Genomic DNA, 19,046 nt, shown 5'->3' on the forward strand with positions numbered 1-19,046 from the left:
CGCGGCGGCGCTGTGGACGCACTCGACAAGTTGCCCGGGTACTGGCGAAATCCGTTGTTGCGCGTCCCAAGAATGCACCGTCCACAACCCGTTCCCTGGGGCCGTGTTACAGGACTAGGTACAGTCGGGGCATGTTCAGCCCCACCGCAGCGCCGCTTCCCACTTTGTGCGGCAAGCCGGTGGCGACGGATCGGGCGCTGGTCATGGCCATCGTCAATCGCACCCCCGACTCCTTCTACGACAAGGGCGCCACCTTCACCGACGCGGCCGCCATGGACGCGGTCGCGCGCGCGGTCGACGAGGGCACCGATCTGGTCGATATCGGCGGGGTGAAGGCCGGTCCGGGCACCCTGGTCGATGCGACGGAAGAGGCTCGTCGAGTGGTCCCGTTCGTCGCGGCGATCCGGGAGAAGTATCCGGAGCTACTGATCAGCATCGATACCTGGCGGGCCGAGGTGGCCGAGGCGGCCGTCACCGCGGGCGCGGATTTGATCAATGACACATGGTCGGGCGCCGACCCGGAGTTGGTGCACGTGGCCGCCGATCGCGGCGTCGGCATCGTGTGCAGCCATACCGGCGGGGCAGTCCCGCGCACCCGTCCGCATCGGGTGCGCTACGCCGATGTGGTGGCAGAAGTAACGCAAACCGTGCTGCGCGCCGCAGAAGATGCGGCCGCGGCCGGGGTTCGCAGGGATTCGATTCTGATCGATCCGACCCATGATTTCGGCAAAAACACTTACCACGGGCTCGAGTTGTTGCGGGGAATAGACGTTCTTGTAAATACCGGATGGCCAGTCTTGATGGCGCTGAGCAACAAGGATTTTATCGGGGAGACTTTAGGTGTCGGTCTATCCGAACGGTTGGAGGGCACATTGGCAGCAACAGCATGGTCGGCGGCCGCCGGCGCCCGAGTCTTCCGAGTGCACGAGGTTGCCGAAACCCGGCGCGTCGTGGACATGATCGCCGCGATACAGGGCATCCGGCCCCCCGCACGAACCCTGCGAGGTCTGGTATGAATTTCCACCACCACGACAGCCCGCTCTGGGCGACGACGAATACCTGGGACACCCCGGACTGGACGGTCGACGAACTGATCGCCGCCAAACGTGGACGCACCGTTTCGGTGGTGCTGCCCGCACTGAACGAAGAGAACACCGTCGCCGATGTGGTGGCCAGCATTCGACCGCTGCTCGGCACCCTGGTCGACGAGTTGATCGTGCTCGATTCTGGATCTACCGATGCCACCGCCGAACGTGCGCTGGCCGCGGGCGCCGAGGTGATCAGTCGGGAACAGGCCGTCCCCGAACTCGATCCGCTGCCCGGCAAAGGCGAGGTGCTGTGGCGCTCGCTGGCGGTGACCAGCGGCGATGTCATCGCCTTCGTCGACTCCGATCTCATCGACCCGGATCCGGCCTTCGTGCCGAAGCTGCTCGGCCCGCTGCTGCTGGTCGACGATATGCATCTGGTGAAGGCGTATTACCGCAGGCCGCTGCGGCAGGCCGGCGCCGTGGACGCACACGGCGGTGGTCGTGTCACCGAACTCGTGGCCCGCCCGCTGCTCGCCGCATTACGTCCGGAGCTGTCGCAGGTGCTGCAGCCGCTCGGCGGCGAATACGCGGGCACCCGCGAACTGCTGACCTCGGTGCCGTTCGCCCCCGGGTACGGCGTCGAGATCGGTTTGCTCCTGGACACTTATGACCGCCGCGGCCTATCCGCGATCGGTCAGGTGAATCTCGGCGTACGCACCCACCGCAACCGCCCGCTCGCCGACCTCGGCGTAATGAGCCGCCAGATCCTCGGCACCGTGCTCGGTCGCAGCGGCGTCCAGGACTCCGGTGCGGCGCTGACCCAGTTCCCGCTGATCGGCGATGCTTTCACCGCGCACAACACGGAGGTCTCCCTCGCCGATCGCCCGCCGATGAATACGCTGCGCCCGGCCTGGGCTGCGGCCTGAAGCAACGATGAACCCCGGGCGCGCCCGGGGTTCCTTCGTTTGCGGCGATGCGCCAGATGGGCGTCGCAGATGTATTGAGCTGCAGTGGGTTTCGTGCCAGGACGGCCTAGGCTTTCGTCACCGGCTCGAGGTCGACCACTCCTTTGCCGCTCGCGATGTCGAGCGGCACCGAGACCTGGTCATGCGCGATCAACCACGTGTCGTCGAATTTCCGGAGACCGTAGCTGACTCTGACCCACATACCGCTCGTCGCTGTCCCGTTTCGCAATGTGCCGCTGAGACGAGCGAAGGTGTGCCCGAATGCCACCTCATCGCCCATCGTGAGGGTCAGGTCGCGGACCTCGTAACTCACGCTTTCGAAGACCGCGAACACCTTCGCCCAATTCTCGAGTTTCGCCACTATCCCGACATGCTGGAGCGGCGGCTCGATATCGAATGACACGACGTCGGTTGTGTACACCTGCTCGAGGGCCTCGAGATCCTTGGCTCGCAGTGCTGCGACTATCTTGTCGATTTGCCGGCGAACCTTGGCCTCGTCCACCTCGCGTTGCGTTTCGATCCGGTCAGCGAGTGACTGAAAGTCGTTCGGTGTCGTCATGATCGGCTCCTTCAATGGTGTGTGGGGTATCGGTGCCGGGCTGACGCAGCGGCGCGAGCGCGTTGCTCCATGCGACGAGCTGATCCAGCAGCGTGTTCAGGGCTGTGACGTGCCGGTCGCCGGGGGTGAAGGTGGTGAAGTTCTCGAAATCGTGGTGCAGCGAGATCGTGACCTGGGGGCCCACACCAGCCATGCTCAGCGTGCTGCAGATCAGTCGCAGCTGGTCCACCGCGTGGACGCCGCCGCCCGCACCGTAGGAGACGAATCCGACCGCCTTGCCGGCCCATTCCCGGAACAGGTGGTCGATGGCGTTCTTGAGCACACCGGGGAGGCCGTGGTTGTACTCGGGGGTCACGATCACGAAGCCGTCGAAGGGGGCGATCCGCTCGGCCCACGCGCGGGTGTGTTCATGGACCGACGGCCCGAACATCGGCGGCACTGGTTCGTCGAGATGCGGTAGCGGGTGGTCGTGCAGGTCGATCAGTTCGAACTCGGCATCACTGCGGCGCGATGCCGAGTCGAGAACCCACTGGGCCACCTGCGGACCGTTGCGATTGGGCCGGGTACTGCCGAGAATAATGGCGATTCTGATCATGTTCGCAACTCCTGCTCTGCTGAAACTGTCACTACCTCCCGACGATGCAGGCGGTCGGAATGTCAGGTCGTCTCACAGTTCGGGCCGCTACTTCGTCGGATTCGGTGAGAGACATATCGACCGAAGGAGCCGAACACCATGACCGATCCACAACTGCGCTCCGTGATCACTGAACGCCGTCAGCTGATCAATCTCGCCTATCGGCTGCTCGGCTCGCTCGCCGAAGCCGAGGATGTGGTGCAGGAAACCTATGTGCGCTGGTACGCGCTATCCGAGCGGCAGCGCCATGAGGTGGCGGTGCCGGGCGCTTGGTTGACGACGGTCGCCGGCCGGATCTGTCTCGATCTGCTCGGCTCGGCGCGAGCCAGGCGGGAACGGTATGTGGGCGAATGGATTCCGGAGCCGATTCCCGGCCATTCGGAATGGTTCGGTGGGCCCGCCCCTGCCGACCCGGCCGACCGCGTCACCCTCGACGAGTCGATCAGTATGGCCTTCCTCGTCGTGCTCGATTCCATGACACCGGCCGAGCGCGTGGCGTTCGTGCTGCACGACGTTTTCCGATACTCCTTCGCCGAGGTCGCCGACATCGTTGGGCGCACTCCCGCTGCCTGCCGCCAGCTCGCTTCCTCTGCCCGCCGCCGCATCGACACATCGCGGGGCCCATCGAGCACCCAGCGCTCCGAGGTGGTCAGGGACTTCAAACGGGCCTGGGAGACAAGCGATATCGAGGCCCTGATCGGTTTACTCGATCCGACCGCGACCGCGACCGCCGACAGCGGCGGCTTGGCCCCGGCCTTCCGCCACCCGATCATCGGCGGCGAGCAGGTTGCGCGCGCCTGGATCGAAATCGCCGCCCGAGGTCCCGAGGTAACACTGCTCGAGCGCACGGTAAACGGTCAACCCGGCCTGGTGGCGCAGCTCGCCGACACCATCGTGTCGGTGTACGCCTTCGACATCGCCGACGGCCGGATCACTCGCATCTGGGCGATCCGGAATCCGGAAAAACTGCGGCCCTGGACAGTCGGCTGAACCGATGGCATGCCCCAACGCTGAGGACAGCGATCACGGGCTTGTGCGCCGCTGTACACGAGGTGACCACGCTGCTGCCGTGGCACGAACGCGCCGCGCTGCAGAAGACACTGCTGGATGGCCGGCCCAACCGCACAGCGCGCCGATCAGTGGTGGAATAGCCGTACTCCGGTGCGAGCGAGGGTGATTCGGTGTTCGCGGCACGCATCGGCTATGGCATCCGACTGGGGAAGGGGCACAGTCGATTGCGGAGGGGTCAATGATGGATCGGGCCGAGCGTGTCCCTCAGCGGCTGCGCTGACGCCCCACCGCGTTCGGCGAGGATCTGGGCAGCTATCGAGATGGCGGTCTCGTCGGGGGTGTGGGCGTTGAGGTCAAGGCCGAGTGGGCTTTTCAGGCGTGCCAGCTGATCGTCGGTGATTCCGGCGGCGCGCAGGCGTTCGGTGCGTTCGGTGTGGGTGCGTCGGGAGCCGAGTGCGCCGACGAAACCGATTTCCTGGATGCCCAATGCCGCCACGATCATCGGCACATCGAATTTTGTGTCGTGGGTGAGGACACAGACCACGGTGCGTTCGTCGATGCGTCCGGCGGCGTGTTCGGCGCTCAGGTAGCGGTGGGGCCAGTCGACGACCACCTCGTGGGCGGAGGGGAATCGGGCCGGGGTGGTGAAGGTTTCGCGGGCGTCGACCACAGTGACGCGGTAGCCGAGCTGGCGGCCGGTGCGGGCGAGGGCGCGGACGAAGTCGTTGGCGCCGGCCAGGATCATGCGGGCCGGGGCGGCGAAGGTCTGGACGAAGACGCGGGGGCGCGGGGCCTGGACCGTTTCGCATTCGTCCGAGCCGACCAGGCCGCTGCGTCCGGCGGCGAGCAGCGCCCGTGCGTCGCGGTCGACGCCGCGCCATGGCTCGGAAGCGCCGGGACGCAAGAGTTTCCAGTCCGGAGCGGCGTCCAGGGTGGTGGCCAGCGAAACCGGCTTGCCCGCCGCGATCGCTGTACGCAATGCGGACAGCACCGGCAGTCGGGAGTCATCGACGCGTTCGACGAACACCTCGATCTCACCTCCGCAGGTCAGCCCCACCGCGAAACCGTCGGCCTCGGCATATCCGAACCGATCCGATACCGCATTTCCACTGGCCAGCACTTCCCGAGCCGACTCGACCACAGTGGCCTCGACACATCCGCCCGATAACGAGCCGAACACCTCGCCGCCCGCGGTAACCACCATCGCCGCGCCCAATTCGCGCGGCCCGGGCCCGGTCGCATCCACGATGCGGGCCAACGCCACCGGCTCCCGATCGGCAAGCTGCACCAACTGTTCGAGCATCGTGCGCACGGCCACCGATCCTTTCCCGGGCGGAGCCGTTCGTCGTCGCCGGCATCAAGCCTAACTACCGACCAGTTCTTATGCGCTGCGCCCGAGTTCCTGTGGTGCGGTGTGCTCGACACCGTCCGGATGCAACCGCTCATCCTCCTCGGCCAGCCGCGCCTGCAGATCGGCAACGGTCAGATGAGTGCGGGTGGGACGCGCCCGCACCAGCATGATGACCACCGCGGCGATCACCACGACAACAAGTACGACACTCACGATCACGATGACATTCATGGTTGTCCACACCAGACGTCGCGCATCAATCGAGAACCTCACGAAGTTGGAAACCCGCCGGGATATCGCCGGTGTGGAAGTAGGTCGCGAATACCTTCGCCGCATGTTCGGCGTCGAAAATCTCGTCGGGGTACACGCGCAACAGCTCGGTCCCATTCGGCACGCCGACGCCCGGGTAGCCGACGCGCTCGCCGGGCAGGCCGAGCCGGTACCGGCGCGGCATCCCGTCCTCCTCGGTTCGCAGCTCGATGGCCAGCACGTCGGCCGACCCTATGCACTCCACGTAGTTCCTGCCCGGCGCGGCGCTGAGCGTCGCGGTGATCTCCGATGCGGGCATCGGATGCGGCAGCCGCGTGAGATTCACCGAGTAGGAATCGAATCCGTCCAGCCTGCGTAGCGGGCGCAGGAAGTTGAGCACGGAGTCGTCCGGACCGATAAAGACCTCGAGTCGATTGCTGTAGGTGAGCCGATGGGTGGTGGTCACGGGTTCCGCTGTCGGACCGCCCGCTTCGAGCTCGACCTCCGACCCGAGTGCAGTACGCGTGCTCATCGGACGCGGAACCTCCATGTGAAACCCACCTACCATCATAGTTATCGGATAGCTAACTCAGCATCACGGTTGTCGAGCCCAGATGGAAGGTCTAGGTGATGTGTGGCACATCACGGTTTCATTGCGAACTGATGTGAGCTACCTGGGTTCTTCGGGTGCGAGTGAAATGTCGCGCGGCTCCGTTGAATCCCGGTGCCGTGCGCGGTACCGATCTCTGCTTGGTTGCCAAAAGGTTTCCGGCAGTCGAACAACTCAGCGTCGAAGGCCAGAGATCGATCTGGGCTCGGCGTCGTGCCGATACACCGGTGTGAGCAGATCGGCATCGACCGGTTCACCCGTGGAACGGTCGTAGCGGACGGCGACCAGCACCGAAAACAGATGTGTGGCAGCGCGTTCGTGCAGCGTGGCCAATCTCGTTGCGAGTAAACGGATTGCGCCGAGCGAGCCGGGTGGGTGCAGGCCGTCGATGATCAGGGCGGTGCCGCGTCCGTCGGGACGCGGCAGACGCGCGACATAGGCGATATCGTGTGGTTCCGGACCGCCCGGCCGGTACACCCGCCGGGCTGCCCGATCTTCGATGCCGCGCCGGACATCCCCGGCTCGCGCCACCGCGCGCCGCAGCCGCGGATCGGCCGCGATGAGCTGGCGAATGCTCGGCGAGAGTTCGGGCCCGCCGAGCACGATCAGTCCGTCGCGATTCAGGTCGACGGGTCGGCCCGGCAGGAAGTGTTCGACCGTTGCGGTGAAGCCGAGTTCGCGAAGTAGCTCCACCAGTCGTTGTGCCGCATTCGGATCCGGTGCGCCGAGCACTCGGCCACCGCGCACCTCCGGAGCGATTACCGTGAGCGATCCGTGCCCGAAAAACAGACCTTCCGGTGCGGGACCCTGGGTACTCACCTGATGGATCCGCGCGCGGGAAAGTCCCGCCGCCGCACCGATTCTGGCGAAGGTCCAGCCTTCGGCATGAAGTTCCCTGATCACCGCCCTGCGGATACGGGTTAGTTCGTTGATGGTCTGCTGGGCCGCCGCCACCCCATCGGTGGCCGCCTTGAGTCGCTCGACTTTATCTTCGATCGCGAAAACGCGCGCCACGTCATCGGCCGACATGTGCGAAGTCTAGACATCTCGACACGATCAAGCGTCTAGTCTTCTTGACACAACAGACCCGTTGCAGCCCTTAGCAACCACAACAGAGCGAGTCTTACGAGCGACGTTCGAGACACCAGGGGGCCGCGAACACGCCGCGCCGCAGGCGCGGCCAATCCAACACAGTTACGTCGCGTCGGTGTCGATCGGCGGACGTTCGTTGTGCTCCAAGGGCTTTTCGAGCTTGGGCATCGGGTAGTCCGGCATGCCGCTGCTGGCGCCCAGCAGGTCCCGCTTATCCGGGATCGCCTTCTCGAAGTCGCGGAAGACCGAATCGTCGCCATTCAGAAGATGTTTGGTGACCATCTGGCGCGGCGACATCTGGCGCAGCTCGTTCAGATCGGCCAGCGGCTTGCGCAGGTCCTCGAATTCCGGTCCGAGCTCCTGCTGCAGCTGTTGGGTCGCACCACTGGCGTAGTCGCGAGCCTTGCGCAGGCTCTGCGTCGTCCAGCGAATCGCCCCGGGCAGTCGCTCCGGGCCGAGGATCACGAGGGCGGCGACGAGGAGGATGACCATCTCGCCCCAGCTGATGTTGCTGAACACGGGTCCAGGCTACCTGGGCCGACGTTGCCGGGCCGCTCCGGATTCCATCCGCGGCTCAGTCCGATTCCAGCGTGACCGGCACGTCCACCTGCCTGCCATCGCGGATCAACTGCACGTTCACCGTCTCGCCGATCTTGCGCTGCTGCACCGCGACCACCAGCTCATCCGGGCCGGTCACCTCGCGATCGCCGATCTTCACGATGACATCGTTCTCGACGATTCCGGCCTTGGCCGCCGGTCCGCCGGGTTCCACGTCGGCGACCGCCGCGCCGCTCATCACATCGTTTGCGACCTGCTTGCTGCGGGCACTGAGACCGATCTTCGGGTGGTGCACCTGACCGTCGTGGATCAGGGTCTGCGCGATATTGGTCACCATATCCACCGGAATCGCGAAGCCGAGGCCGACCGAACCGCCGGTCTCACTGCGGATCGCGGTATTGATGCCGACGACCCGGCCCTCCATGTCGACCAATGCGCCACCGGAGTTACCCGGGTTGATCGAGGCATCGGTCTGCACCGCGTCGATGACGGCCTTGGTATCGCTGCCCTCACCGGAGAGCGCGACCGGACGGTGCAGGGCGCTGACGATGCCGGAAGTGACGGTCTTGCTCAGGCCGAGCGGCGAACCGATCGCCAGCACGTCGTCACCCACCTGGACGTCCTTGGACTTACCCAGATTGGCGACAGTGAGATTCTTCACATCGACCTTCAGCACCGCTAGATCGGTCTTCGGATCGCGTCCGACGATATTCGCGGGCACCCGGCTGCCGTCGGAGAAGGTCACCTGAATGGCGGCTCGGTTCGACTTGTCCTGTGCCGCCATCGAAATCACGTGATTGTTGGTCGCGATGTAGCCCGCACCGTCGATGACCACACCGGAACCGGTCGCGCCGTTGTCACCGACCGTGACCCGGATCGAGACCACCGAGGGCAGCACCGCATTGGCCACCTTGGCGATCAGGCCGTGCGGGCGCTCGACCTCGCCGGACTGCTCCAGGGTGACCTTGCGCGAGGTCAACGGGGACGTCGCCTCCGCGGTCAACCGGCCGACCAGGCCACCGAGCACGCCGATGGCCAGCGCGACGGCCGCGAGCAGGGCCAGCGCCTTGGGCGCCACCCGGGAGCCGAAGAGCACCTCCCTGGCCGAGAGCTTCCGCGCCTGCGGCAGCGGTGCGGGCCGCGGGGTGGCGACGGCGGGCGCGCCGAGACGTGCGGCGGCATCGGGATCGCGCCACGGATCGGCCGGACCGGCCACCGGTGCGCCGGTGTCGTCGGCGTCAGGATCACGCTGCAGAAGTTCGGTGGAGCCTTCGGGGCGACCGAAGGCCTCGGCGAGTACGGCGTCGGGCGGGCTGTTGTGCAGTTCCGGGCCGACCTGTGGCACGCCCGAACCGGTCGACTTGGGCTGCTCGCCGAATGAACCGGCCTGGCCCGAGGGGCGGCGGAACGCATGCGCCGTGTGACCGTCCACGTGAGGCCGGTAGACCGGGCGCGGTCCGAGTACGGGCGCGTCCGACGGCCTTAAGTTCCCCCGGGGCGCCGAATCGTTGGTGTCGCCTGCGGAGGGCCGCGATTCCGACGGCCCGGAATTCGTCGATTCGGTGGTCACTCGGCAAACTCTACTTGCGCCACCAGGTTGTCCACCGGGTCGCGGTGAACGAATCGGTCAGAAATCCGAAAACCGCCTCGTTGCGGGGGCTTCCGGCGGGCGGCCGGGCGGCCGCACTGGTTGCGCCGCCGGGCAGCTCGGCGAGTGGAATGCGGGTGAGGCTGTCGTGCAGATCGGTCGGAATCGACACCTGACCGGCCCGGCGCAGCGCGATCCGCGCCTGCTGCTGCGCGTCGACCTCCGCCGCGCATTCGGGGCAGACGGAAAGATGTTGGGCGGCACGCAGATAGGCATTCATCCGCAGTTCGCCGTCCACATAGGCCGCGATCGCCTCGCTGGCCAGATGCTCGGTGGGACGGAAACGGGGACGACCTGACGTGCTGGCGTCGCCACTCATTCGGTGCTCACCCTTCCAACCGACATCATCCACTTCTGCGCTCGACCGAACGGATGTCCGGCCGTCGGGTGCGGTTCGGCTTGCGCCGGATCACCCCAGGTTCGCGTCAGCGGCGAACCGCTGCTCACTTCCATTATGCGCAAGGTAGTCGCGCAATGCCTGACGGCCGCGGTGGATGCGGCTGCGCACGGTGCCGAGCTTGACACCGAGGGTCGCGCCGATCTCTTCGTAGGACAGACCCTCGATATCACAGAGCACGACCGCCGCGCGGAACTCCGGAGCCAGCGAATCCAGGGCGGATTGCAGGTCGGGATCCAGGCGGGAGTCGTGATAGGCCTGCTCCGGGCTCGGTCCCTCGGCGGGCACCCGGTCGTAATCCTCGGGCAGCGCCTCCATCCGGATCCGGTTGCGCCTGCGCACCATGTCCAGGAACAGGTTCGTGGTGATGCGGTGCAGCCAGCCCTCGAAGGTGCCCGGCTGGTAATTCGACAGCGAACGGAATACCCGAATGAAGGTTTCCTGGGTCAGATCATCGGCGTCCTGCGCATCGCCGGAAAGTCGATAGGCCAGCCGGTACACCCGGTCGGCATGTTCGCGGACCAACTCGTCCCAGGACGGCATCGCGGAACGGTCGCCCGTCGCGTCGAAGGCCGCGGTGCCGCTCAGCTCGACTTCGGTCACGTCCTCGTCGTGCATTTCGGCCTCCGTCGGGAGAATTTGCGCCGCTTCCGTCGGCAGGGTTTGCGCTGGCAGGGTGGCGAACTCGCGCGCCGCATCGACCATGTGGATGGTGATACCTCCTACTCGGGACCGTGGCTGCGGATCTAGTGGCGATCCGGGTCTCGGATCGTCACGTACGGTTACAACAGACGATCGGTATGTTGTTGTTCCCGCGCCCCCGTGCCGGACGGTCGGCTGGTCTTGCTTGCCCATACTCTTTCCTGCCTCGATATGCCGAGGGTATGGAGATCCTGAGGGACACCTGAGAATCCGCCCCCGCCCCCGACAAACAATTAATCGCACGGCCACGGGATAACGCTTCACCGGTGAGCCAAACTTGCGACTTCGTGCCCTAGATTCATAGGCGTGGCATCGAATCTGGAGCGAAATCTCTCCTACGTGGAGGAATCCGTCGTGGAAGACGAGGTCCTCGTCAGCGCGCGTGAGCGGGCCACTGAACTCGGTGCGTTACCCGTACCACCGTCGGTCGGCGCCCTGCTGAGCATGTATGCCCAGCTACTCGGCGCGCGTGCGGTGGTCGAGGTGGGGACGGGCGCGGGGATCAGCGGGCTGTGGCTACTGGATGGCATGCGCGAGGACGGGACGCTGACCACCATCGATTCCGAACCTGAGCATCAGCGTGCGGCCAAGGAGGCATTCCGCACCGCCGAGATCCTGCCCGCGCGTACCCGATTGATCAACGGCCGAGCCCTCGATGTGCTGCCCCGACTCGCCGACGGCGCCTATGACCTGGTGTTCATCGATGCGGCCCCGCTCGAGCATCCGCAATACGTCACCCAGGCCGTGCGGCTGCTGCGTGCGGGTGGCGCGATCCTGCTGCACAATGCCCTGCTCGGCGGCCGGGTTCCGGACCAGACCCAGCGCGATCCGGCGACCCAGGCCGTGCGCGCCGCGACCAGGGCGATCGCCGAGGATCCCGAACTCACCAGCGTGCTGATCCCGGTCGGCGACGGTCTGCTCTGCGCATCACGCGGCTAGTAACTGTGCGGCTATTCACACGCGTTGGGAGCGCGTGGATTTCATTCGCCGTGTGCTGATTTCATCGCCGCCGGACGGGTATTCGAGCTGATGCCAGGTTCGACGACGGCAAGGTACGCCCATGGTGTGGGAGCGCGGATCCCAGATCCTAGAAATCGGCCATTTCGGCCATACGATCAAAGAAGGACGAGCACGCGGCGGTTGTCTGCTGCCCGCTCTCGGCTTTCTGATTTTCATCATGGTGCTGGCCGTGGTGGTGCTGGTGTGGGTCAGTAATGCCGATTTCGGCACCGAGCGGACAAAAGTTCCGCTGACTCCCGGCCCCTGCGAACCGTTCTGTACGGTCACCGTCGCGCCACCCGAACCCGGCCCGCGATAACCGTCGGAGATATTTCGCGCGAAACCGCCGCCGACTGGGTACCAAGGAGTAGAGGATGTCCCGGGAGCGGCCGTCGGGGGAGAGGTTCAGCGTGTTTCGCGACAACGATGATCGAGACCCGATCAACTGGGGCTGGTCGGCGATCATTCTCGTGCTGGTGCTCGGTCTCGCCGTTGTGCTGATGCTATTGGTCGTCACCGCCGATTTCGGCGATAAGTCACCGGCCACGACCGTGCCGAAAACACCGGGTGCCTGCGCGCCGTTCTGTCCGTCGAATCCGACGTAGTCAGACCCATACGCCCTTGCCGACGGTGACCACGCCGCCGTTGCTCACCGCGAAGCGATCCCGATCCCGGTCCAGATCCACGCCGATGATCTCGCCCTCGCCGACGACCACGTTCTTGTCCAGAATCGCGCGCCGCACCACCGCGCCGCGCCCGATCCGGACGCCGGGCATGATCACACTGCCCTCGACGGTCGCGCCGTCGTCGACCATGACATTGGAGCTGAGCACCGAATTGCGCACGGTCGCGGCCGACAGGATGCAACCGGCGCCGACCACGCACTCCTGCGCGAGCCCGCCCTGCGCGAACTTGGCCGGCGGCAGATTCTCCGCCGCGCCGCGAATAGGCCAGTGCTTGTTGTAGAGATTGAAGACCGGATGCACCGAGACCAGATCCATATGGGCCGCGTAGAAGGCGTCGATGGTGCCGACATCGCGCCAGTAGCCCCGATCGCGCTCGGTGGCGCCGGGCACCTCGTTGTCGGCGAAGTCGTAGACCGAGGCCTCGCCCGCGGCGACCAGTGCCGGGATGATGTCGCCGCCCATATCGTGATCGGAATCGGAGTTGTCGGAGTCGGCCCGGATCGAATCGACCAGCACCTTGGTGGTGAAGACGTAGTTGCCCATCGAGGCGAAGGTGACGTTCGGATCATCCGGGGTGCCCGGCGGATGCGCGGGCTTCTCCAGGAACTGGGTTATCCGCCCGGACTCGTCGGAATCGATGCAGCCGAAGGCACTCGCCTCGCTGCGCGGCACCCGGATGCCCGCGACCGTGACGCCCGCACCGGAGTCGATGTGGTGCTGGACCATCTGCTCCGGATCCATCCGGTACACGTGATCCGCACCGAATACCACGATGTAGTCCGGATCCTCGTCGTAGATCAGGTTGAGCGACTGCATGATCGCATCGGCGCTGCCGGTGTACCAGCGCGGACCGAGCCGCTGCTGCGCCGGCACCGGCGTGATGTATTCACCGGCGAAACCCGATAGTCGCCAGGTCTGCGAGATGTGCCGGTCCAGTGAATGCGATTTGTACTGGGTGAGCACACACAGGCGCAGATAGCCCGCGTTGACGAGATTGCTGAGTACGAAGTCGATCAGTCGATACGCACCGCCGAAAGGGACAGCTGGTTTGGCCCGATCCGCGGTGAGGGGGAACAGGCGCTTACCCTCGCCACCGGCGAGCACGATCCCGAGTACGTGCGGCTGGCTCCTCACACCTGCCAAACTACCGCGCGACGCGCGTACAGGTGGCCCATGCCAAAGTGAACGTCTAGTTTGAAGCCGTGAGTTTCGGCACGGGCGGTGGGGGTGCGGGGGCGGGAGCCGGCGATCACGACCGGCTTCGCGTCGCTATGTTGACGCGCGAATATCCCCCGGAGGTGTACGGCGGGGCAGGTGTCCATGTCACCCAGTTGGCCGCGCAATTGCGGCAGTTGTGCGAGGTGACAGTGCATTGCATGGGCGTGCCACGCACGGATGCGGTAGTCCACCAACCGGATCCGATGCTGTACGCGGCGAATGCCGCGATGCAGATGCTGTCGGCCCAGCTGCGGATGGCCGATGCCGCGGGTGAGGTGCACGTGGTGCATTCGCATACCTGGTACACCGGGCTCGCCGGACATCTCGCTGCCACCCTCTATGGGATACCGCATGTGCTGACCGCGCATTCGCTGGAGCCGCGGCGGCCGTGGAAGGCCGAACAGCTCGGCGGCGGCTACCGGCTGTCGTCCTGGTCGGAGCGCAATGCCGTGGAATACGCCGACGCGATCATCGCGGTGAGCGAGGGTATGCGTCACGATGTGCTCGACGCCTATCCGACGATCGATCCGGACCGGGTTCACGTGGTGCACAACGGCATCGACGCGGCCGTCTGGCATCCCGGACCGCCCGTCGGCGAATCCCGCACGATCCTGGACGAATTGGGCGTGCGTGCCGACCTGCCGATGGTGGCCTTCGTCGGTCGCATCACCCGGCAGAAGGGGGTCGGGCATCTGCTCGCCGCCGCCCGCGAATTCGATCCGGAGATCCAGTTGGTGCTGTGCGCGGGCGCGCCGGACACCCGCGAGTTGGAAACCGAGGTCGCCGCAGCCGTCGCGGAACTCACCAAGGCGCGCGGCAATGTGTTCTGGGTGCGCGAGATGCTGCCGACCGAGCAGATTCGCCAGATTCTGGCAGCGGCGGCGATGTTCGTCTGTCCCTCGGTCTATGAACCGCTGGGCATCGTGAATCTCGAGGCCATGGCGTGTGCGACCGCGGTGGTCGCCTCGGATGTCGGCGGCATTCCGGAGGTGGTCGTGGACGGACAGACCGGTCGCCTGGTGCACTACGACGCGAATGCGCCGGAGCAGTACGAACACGATCTGGCCGCAGCGGTCAACGAGGTCGCTGGTGATCCGGTGCTAGCCGCCGAATTCGGCGCCGCCGGACGCCACCGTGCCATCGCCGAATTCGACTGGCTGCAGATCGCGGCCCAAACCGTGGCGATCTACGACCAGGTTCGCAAGTTCTGACGTCGGAAGGTCGAGACCTGGACCGAGGCGGTCACCTCGAGCGTGTCCGGTAGGCCATCCAGGTGGTTGGTGGCGTGGTGGGCGGACGGGCCCATCGCCACCACGTTGCCGATATCGGTGCGGGTGAGTTTCATCGAGTATTCGACGACGGTGCGGTCGACCGCGCCGAAATGGCCGGACATGGCGTCGGTGAGACGGCGATCCTTGTCCGGGTCGACCGTCACCATGCCGAGTGGGCCGACGAGCTCGGCCAGGTGGCGTGGGGTAGGTGTGGCGACGACGAACCGGCCGTCGGCGTTGAGGACCCTGGCGACCTCGCTCGGATTACGTGGTGCGAATACCGAGACCACTCGATGCAGCGCACCGTCTCGAACCGGCAGTCCGCGCCAGGCGTCGGCTAGTACCGAGGCGGCACGTGGATGGGCGCGGGCACAGCGTCGGGCCGCGGGTTTGGCCACATCCAACGCGATCCCGATGGCCGGAACAGCATCGAGCACCGCGGCCAGGTAATAGCCGGTTCCGGCACCGACCTCTAGCACCGCGGCACCGTCGAGCACCGGATCGTCGGCCGCGACGGCCCTGGCCACCGCATCGGCGATCGGCGCGAAATGTCCCCCGACCTGGAACGCGGCACGCGCGTCCAGCATCGCCGAGGTATCGCCGGTCATCTTCGTCGACGCACCGGTCAACAGACTGACATAACCCTGTTTGGCGATGTCGAAACTGTGCCCGTGTCCGCAGCGCAGCGACCGATCCCGCGACTCCATTTCGGAGCCGCATTCCGGACAGGCCAGCAGACCGGCCACATCAGCGAGTGTGGGATTAGCTGGTGACACTCTTCAGTTCGTCACCGAGCGCTGCCGCTTCATCCGGCGTGAGCTCAACGACCAAACGCCCGCCACCCTCGAGTGGAACCCGCATCACGATTCCACGCCCTTCCTTGGTTGCCTCGAGGGGACCGTCCCCGGTGCGGGGCTTCATGGCCGCCATCCTCTGCTCCCTCCAGATCTGCGCGATATGCTGCGCACTTTCTTGGAACTCCAGTTGTCACCAACTAGTGAGCTCGCCGGCATTTGGCGAGCTACACCCGTCCCATTCTTCCCTATCGCCGGAGTGGACGGATACCTGAGTTCGAAATGTGACCGCTCGGCCTGTGTTGGGCCGTCGTCCCTAGACCCAGCAATCGGCCAGGTGGTCGTCTACCATTCCGGTCGCCTGCATCAGCGCGTAGGCCGTCGTCGGGCCGACGAAGCGGAACCCGCGCCGCTTCAATTCTTTTGCCAGAGCTATGGATTCGGGGGTGGTCGCGGGCACCTCGGCAATCGCGCGCGGGCGCGGCCGGGCGGCCGGTGCAAAGGACCAGATCAACTCGTCGAGTCCGGTATCGAGGTTGGCGGCCACCCGGGCGTTGGCGATCGACGCCTGGATTTTGGCCCGGTTGCGCACGATGCCGGGGTCGGCCAACAGCCGCGCCACATCGTCATCGCCGAACGCCGCCACCCGGTCGATCGCGAACCCGGCAAATGCGGTTCGGAAGGCCGGACGCTTGCGCAGAATGGTGATCCACGCCAGCCCCGATTGAAATGCCTCGAGGCACATGCGCTCGAACATGGCGTCATCGCCGTGCAGCGGTTTGCCCCATTCGTTGTCGTGATAGTCCCGGTAAAGCTGGGACCCCTCCGACCAGGGACAACGGATCTTCCCATCGGATTCGGTCGCATCCGGCGCGGACACGGTGATTTCAGCGGTCATTACTGGCCCACCCCGAATCGGAAGTGTTGCTGCGCGGACGGGACTTGCTGCGTTCCCGGGACTTGCTGTGCGGTCGGGGTCTGCTGTGCGACTGGGACTTGCTGCGTGCTCGGGCTGTGTTGTGCGGTCGGGACTTGCTGCACGGTTGGGTCGTGCTGTCCGGCTAGGACATGCTGTGCGGGCGGGGTCTGCTGCGTAGCTGGGGAGTGCTGCGCGGTCGGGACTTGTTGCGCCTGCTGCGTGGCTGGGACTTGCTGCGTTCCCGAGCTGTGTTGTGCGGTCGGGACTTGCTGCGCGCCCGGGGCCTGCTGTGCGGCTGGGACTTGCTGTGCGGCTGGGACTTGCTGCGTGCTCGGGCTGTGTTGTGCGGTCGGGCCGTCTTGTGCAGTCGGGACTTGTTGCACGGTTGGCCCGTGCTGTGCGGTTGGGACTTGCTGTGCGGCTAGGACTTGCTGTGCGGTCGGGGTCTGCTGTGCAGTCGGGACTTGTTGCGCCTGCTGCGTGGCTGGGACTTGCTGCGTGCTCGGGCTGTGTTGTGCGGTCGGGACTTGCTGCACGGTTGGGCCGTGTTGTGCGGTTGGGACCTGCTGCGCGCCCGGGCCGTGCTGCGCGGTCGGAGCCTGCGAGGCGGTGACGGAGGGGTACGTGGTCGGCGGCTGGGCGATCGCGCCGTTCTGCGGGACAGTCGTGGTCTGAATAGTCGGCACCTGGTGCGGGGCGACTGACGGCTGTGCGATCGGTCCTTGGGTTGTGCCGGCCTGGGGCGCTGTGTCTGTCAGTGGCTGTGGCGGGGCGACCGATGGTTGTGCGATAGGAGTCTCAGTTATGCCGGTCGGTGGTTGCGGTCGGCCCGCCGGTGGCTGGACAGCCGGTGCCTGCGGGGTAGTCGAGCCGTTCGGCGGGACTGTCGGCGCTTGCAGCTGGCCGGTCGGGACTGGCGGATCAACCGTGCCGTTCGGCAGGAGGGGAGTGGCCTGCCGGGCGGTCGGTGGCTGCCGTGGGGCGACCGATGGTTGTGCGGTCGGTGCCTGGGTCGCTGTGCCGTTCGGCGGGACGGCCGGTGGCTGCTGCGGGGCCGCCGGTGGCTGGACGGTCGGTGTTTGCGGGGTAGTCGAGCCGTTCGGCGGGACAGTCGGTACCTGGGGCCGGCCGGTCGGTATCTGAGGCTGGCCGGTCGGGGCGTGGGGCTGGGCGATCGTGCCGTTCGGTTGCGCGGTCGCCGGCTGGGGTGGTTGGTGCGGCGCGCTCGGCTGCGGCTGCTTCGGCAGCTGGACGCTCGGGGGCTGGGTGCCGCGCGCCTCGGCTAGCTGGAGTTGCAACTCGTCGATTCTGGCCGCGAGCCGGGTCAGCGCCCAGTCGACTTCACCGGCCTTATAGCCACGCACCACCTGCTGGAAGCGCAGGGCGCGCACATCAGCGCCGCTGATGCCTTCGGCGGGCAGCACGGTCGCCGTTGTTCCCTCGGGCAGCGGCCCGAGTTCCTCGGCTCGCCCGAAGACCGCACTGGCGAGCAGGAACAGCACCGCGGCGACCAAGCCGACGATCAGCACGTACAACAGCAGCGTGAGCATGTCCCCGAGCTTATTGGCCCACGCCGACACCTGACATCCGCCTGCCCGCGAAAATTGGACCTCGGATTGCGAGCGATCAGGGTCGTCGCCCACCCGAGCTGTGCGATCGCCCGGTCCATCCGAGTCGGCACGGCGCAGTCGCAGTCCGACAATGAGCACGATTGTGCAGGCACCGCAGGGCTGGCCACACCGTATGCAGCCGAGATTCACCCAGCCGACGGTCTCCCCCGCGATGGCAGGTGGTGGGCTCGCGACGACAGCTTCGGCCCGCTGCCACAGGCTGACGCGCCGTATCGAGACTGAGCGACATTCCCGCGAGCCTGCGGCGGCGCGGCGCCGGTTGTAGGTGACACCACCAGCACCTCAGAGATCGGTGTGGCCCGTGGGACAGGCGCGGCCCGCTGTTACAGGTGCCGCGCCGTATCGATTGGCAATATGCCGAAAGTCGCGGCGGCGTACCGCGAGTTTGTAGGTTGACATCGGCAGTGCCTTGGCTGCGCGGCTGGTGGCTACCGGTGGCGGGTCGTATCGATTCCGGGTGACATGCCCGCGAGTCCGCAGGGCGTACTGCGTGTCTGTAGGTGACATCGGCAGTGTCTTAGCCGCGCGGCCCGTGGCTACCGGTGCCGGGTCGTATCGATTCCGGGTGAGATGCCGCGAGTCCGCGGCGGCGTACCGCGAGTCGTAGGTGACATCGGCAGTGCCTTAGTTGCGCGGCTGGTGGCTACCGGTGGCGGGTCGTATCGATTCCGGGTGACATGCCCGCGAGTCCGCAGGGCGTACTGCGTGTCTGTAGGTGACATCG

The 19,046-nt window shown here is 66.2% G+C and carries 21 protein-coding genes and 1 pseudogene; 7 read left to right on the top strand and 15 right to left on the bottom strand.

Annotation, left to right across the window (positions count from 1 at the left end):
* The first annotated feature begins 131 nt into the window (after positions 1-131).
* Positions 132-1,016: a dihydropteroate synthase gene (gene folP, locus ACIBW7_RS23560; RefSeq protein ID WP_397049612.1), complete on the top strand. Its 885-nt coding sequence runs from the start codon at positions 132-134 to the stop codon at positions 1,014-1,016.
* Positions 1,013-1,954 (top strand): glucosyl-3-phosphoglycerate synthase, encoded by a 942-nt coding sequence (locus ACIBW7_RS23565; protein ID WP_397049615.1) that lies wholly within the window; start codon positions 1,013-1,015, stop codon positions 1,952-1,954. The genes folP and ACIBW7_RS23565 overlap by 4 nt, the downstream gene beginning before the upstream one ends.
* A gap of 106 nt (positions 1,955-2,060) precedes the next feature.
* Here the strand turns inward: ACIBW7_RS23565 and ACIBW7_RS23570 are convergent, their stop codons facing one another.
* On the bottom strand, positions 2,061-2,552 hold the full coding sequence (locus tag ACIBW7_RS23570; protein WP_397049617.1) for a YybH family protein: 492 nt from the start codon (positions 2,550-2,552) through the stop codon (positions 2,061-2,063).
* Positions 2,518-3,147, bottom strand: coding sequence for an NADPH-dependent FMN reductase (locus tag ACIBW7_RS23575; protein ID WP_397049619.1), 630 nt, complete (start codon positions 3,145-3,147; stop codon positions 2,518-2,520). Before ACIBW7_RS23575 ends, ACIBW7_RS23570 begins: the two co-directional genes overlap by 35 nt.
* A 138-nt stretch (positions 3,148-3,285) precedes the next feature.
* Between ACIBW7_RS23575 and sigJ the strand changes: the two genes are divergently transcribed.
* Positions 3,286-4,176: an RNA polymerase sigma factor SigJ gene (sigJ, locus tag ACIBW7_RS23580; RefSeq protein WP_397049621.1), complete on the top strand. Its 891-nt coding sequence runs from the start codon at positions 3,286-3,288 to the stop codon at positions 4,174-4,176.
* A 256-nt stretch (positions 4,177-4,432) separates the two neighbouring features.
* Here sigJ and ACIBW7_RS23585 read toward each other — a convergent pair whose 3' ends face one another.
* The 8 genes from ACIBW7_RS23585 to sigE form a co-directional block, all read right to left on the bottom strand.
* The gene (locus ACIBW7_RS23585) at positions 4,433-5,509 is read right to left on the bottom strand and encodes an XdhC family protein (RefSeq protein ID WP_397049623.1); all 1,077 of its coding nucleotides are present in this window, start codon (positions 5,507-5,509) and stop codon (positions 4,433-4,435) included.
* Between the two features lie 69 nt (positions 5,510-5,578).
* Positions 5,579-5,779, bottom strand: coding sequence for a hypothetical protein (locus ACIBW7_RS23590; protein ID WP_397049625.1), 201 nt, complete (start codon positions 5,777-5,779; stop codon positions 5,579-5,581).
* Positions 5,780-5,804: 25 nt separating this feature from the next.
* The gene (locus ACIBW7_RS23595; RefSeq protein ID WP_397049627.1) at positions 5,805-6,329 is read right to left on the bottom strand and encodes a hypothetical protein; all 525 of its coding nucleotides are present in this window, start codon (positions 6,327-6,329) and stop codon (positions 5,805-5,807) included.
* 252 nt (positions 6,330-6,581) lie between these two features.
* Positions 6,582-7,436, bottom strand: coding sequence for a hypothetical protein (locus ACIBW7_RS23600; RefSeq protein WP_397049629.1), 855 nt, complete (start codon positions 7,434-7,436; stop codon positions 6,582-6,584).
* A gap of 165 nt (positions 7,437-7,601) precedes the next feature.
* Entirely contained in the window at positions 7,602-8,018 is a 417-nt protein-coding gene (gene tatB / locus ACIBW7_RS23605) for a Sec-independent protein translocase protein TatB (RefSeq protein ID WP_397049631.1), read from the bottom strand.
* 55 nt (positions 8,019-8,073) lie between these two features.
* Positions 8,074-9,627: a trypsin-like peptidase domain-containing protein gene (locus tag ACIBW7_RS23610; protein ID WP_397049633.1), complete on the bottom strand. Its 1,554-nt coding sequence runs from the start codon at positions 9,625-9,627 to the stop codon at positions 8,074-8,076.
* Between the two features lie 10 nt (positions 9,628-9,637).
* On the bottom strand, positions 9,638-10,024 hold the full coding sequence (locus ACIBW7_RS23615; protein WP_040695126.1) for a hypothetical protein: 387 nt from the start codon (positions 10,022-10,024) through the stop codon (positions 9,638-9,640).
* A gap of 90 nt (positions 10,025-10,114) precedes the next feature.
* Positions 10,115-10,720, bottom strand: a complete 606-nt coding sequence (gene sigE / locus ACIBW7_RS23620) for an RNA polymerase sigma factor SigE (RefSeq protein ID WP_397049977.1) — start codon at positions 10,718-10,720, stop codon at positions 10,115-10,117.
* A 390-nt stretch (positions 10,721-11,110) separates the two neighbouring features.
* Between sigE and ACIBW7_RS23625 the strand changes: the two genes are divergently transcribed.
* The 3 genes from ACIBW7_RS23625 to ACIBW7_RS23635 all read left to right on the top strand — a co-directional run bounded on the left by ACIBW7_RS23625 (position 11,111) and on the right by ACIBW7_RS23635 (position 12,408).
* Positions 11,111-11,743 (top strand): O-methyltransferase, encoded by a 633-nt coding sequence (locus tag ACIBW7_RS23625; RefSeq protein WP_371856482.1) that lies wholly within the window; start codon positions 11,111-11,113, stop codon positions 11,741-11,743.
* 121 nt (positions 11,744-11,864) lie between these two features.
* Positions 11,865-12,122 (top strand): hypothetical protein, encoded by a 258-nt coding sequence (locus ACIBW7_RS23630; RefSeq protein WP_397049636.1) that lies wholly within the window; start codon positions 11,865-11,867, stop codon positions 12,120-12,122.
* A 55-nt stretch (positions 12,123-12,177) separates the two neighbouring features.
* Positions 12,178-12,408, top strand: coding sequence for a hypothetical protein (locus ACIBW7_RS23635; RefSeq protein ID WP_397049638.1), 231 nt, complete (start codon positions 12,178-12,180; stop codon positions 12,406-12,408).
* Here the strand turns inward: ACIBW7_RS23635 and glgC are convergent, their stop codons facing one another.
* Positions 12,409-13,623, bottom strand: a complete 1,215-nt coding sequence (gene glgC, locus ACIBW7_RS23640; protein WP_364344358.1) for a glucose-1-phosphate adenylyltransferase — start codon at positions 13,621-13,623, stop codon at positions 12,409-12,411.
* A gap of 137 nt (positions 13,624-13,760) precedes the next feature.
* On the opposite strand from glgC, the gene glgA reads away from it, so the two are divergent.
* Complete coding sequence (gene glgA / locus ACIBW7_RS23645) at positions 13,761-14,918, top strand: glycogen synthase (RefSeq protein WP_397049979.1); 1,158 nt, start codon at positions 13,761-13,763, stop codon at positions 14,916-14,918.
* Here glgA and ACIBW7_RS23650 read toward each other — a convergent pair.
* From ACIBW7_RS23650 to ACIBW7_RS23665, 4 genes and pseudogenes are all read right to left on the bottom strand, one after another.
* The gene (locus ACIBW7_RS23650; protein WP_397049641.1) at positions 14,894-15,724 is read right to left on the bottom strand and encodes a putative RNA methyltransferase; all 831 of its coding nucleotides are present in this window, start codon (positions 15,722-15,724) and stop codon (positions 14,894-14,896) included. The genes glgA and ACIBW7_RS23650 overlap by 25 nt on opposite strands.
* 16 nt (positions 15,725-15,740) lie before the next feature.
* A complete protein-coding gene (locus ACIBW7_RS23655; RefSeq protein ID WP_011211259.1) occupies positions 15,741-15,908 on the bottom strand; it encodes a DUF3117 domain-containing protein in 168 nt (55 codons plus the stop codon).
* A 180-nt stretch (positions 15,909-16,088) separates the two neighbouring features.
* Positions 16,089-16,670, bottom strand: coding sequence for a DNA-3-methyladenine glycosylase I (locus tag ACIBW7_RS23660; RefSeq protein ID WP_397049643.1), 582 nt, complete (start codon positions 16,668-16,670; stop codon positions 16,089-16,091).
* Between the two features lie 1,291 nt (positions 16,671-17,961).
* A pseudogene (locus ACIBW7_RS23665) lies at positions 17,962-18,241 on the bottom strand (DivIVA domain-containing protein); the annotation flags it as partial.
* Positions 18,242-19,046: the final 805 nt, after the last annotated feature.

Origin of the sequence: Nocardia sp. NPDC049526, assembly GCF_044465765.1 — a bacterium.
Classification (GTDB): Bacteria; Actinomycetota; Actinomycetes; order Mycobacteriales; family Mycobacteriaceae; genus Nocardia.

Excerpts from the sequence above, each read along its gene's own strand:
- ACIBW7_RS23595 (WP_397049627.1), bottom strand. The coding sequence starts at position 6,329 with ATGAGCACGCGTACTGCACTCGGGTCGGAGGTCGAGCTCGAAGCGGGC.
- ACIBW7_RS23570 (WP_397049617.1), bottom strand. The coding sequence starts at position 2,552 with ATGACGACACCGAACGACTTTCAGTCACTCGCTGACCGGATCGAAACG.
- ACIBW7_RS23565 (WP_397049615.1), top strand. The coding sequence starts at position 1,013 with ATGAATTTCCACCACCACGACAGCCCGCTCTGGGCGACGACGAATACC.
- ACIBW7_RS23655 (WP_011211259.1), bottom strand. The coding sequence starts at position 15,908 with ATGGCGGCCATGAAGCCCCGCACCGGGGACGGTCCCCTCGAGGCAACC.
- glgA (WP_397049979.1), top strand. The coding sequence starts at position 13,761 with ATGTTGACGCGCGAATATCCCCCGGAGGTGTACGGCGGGGCAGGTGTC.
- ACIBW7_RS23575 (WP_397049619.1), bottom strand. The coding sequence starts at position 3,147 with ATGATCAGAATCGCCATTATTCTCGGCAGTACCCGGCCCAATCGCAAC.
- ACIBW7_RS23590 (WP_397049625.1), bottom strand. The coding sequence starts at position 5,779 with ATGAATGTCATCGTGATCGTGAGTGTCGTACTTGTTGTCGTGGTGATC.
- folP (WP_397049612.1), top strand. The coding sequence starts at position 132 with ATGTTCAGCCCCACCGCAGCGCCGCTTCCCACTTTGTGCGGCAAGCCG.
- sigJ (WP_397049621.1), top strand. The coding sequence starts at position 3,286 with ATGACCGATCCACAACTGCGCTCCGTGATCACTGAACGCCGTCAGCTG.
- ACIBW7_RS23630 (WP_397049636.1), top strand. The coding sequence starts at position 11,865 with ATGGTGTGGGAGCGCGGATCCCAGATCCTAGAAATCGGCCATTTCGGC.
- ACIBW7_RS23615 (WP_040695126.1), bottom strand. The coding sequence starts at position 10,024 with ATGAGTGGCGACGCCAGCACGTCAGGTCGTCCCCGTTTCCGTCCCACC.
- ACIBW7_RS23635 (WP_397049638.1), top strand. The coding sequence starts at position 12,178 with ATGTCCCGGGAGCGGCCGTCGGGGGAGAGGTTCAGCGTGTTTCGCGAC.
- ACIBW7_RS23660 (WP_397049643.1), bottom strand. The coding sequence starts at position 16,670 with ATGACCGCTGAAATCACCGTGTCCGCGCCGGATGCGACCGAATCCGAT.
- sigE (WP_397049977.1), bottom strand. The coding sequence starts at position 10,720 with ATGCACGACGAGGACGTGACCGAAGTCGAGCTGAGCGGCACCGCGGCC.
- ACIBW7_RS23600 (WP_397049629.1), bottom strand. The coding sequence starts at position 7,436 with ATGTCGGCCGATGACGTGGCGCGCGTTTTCGCGATCGAAGATAAAGTC.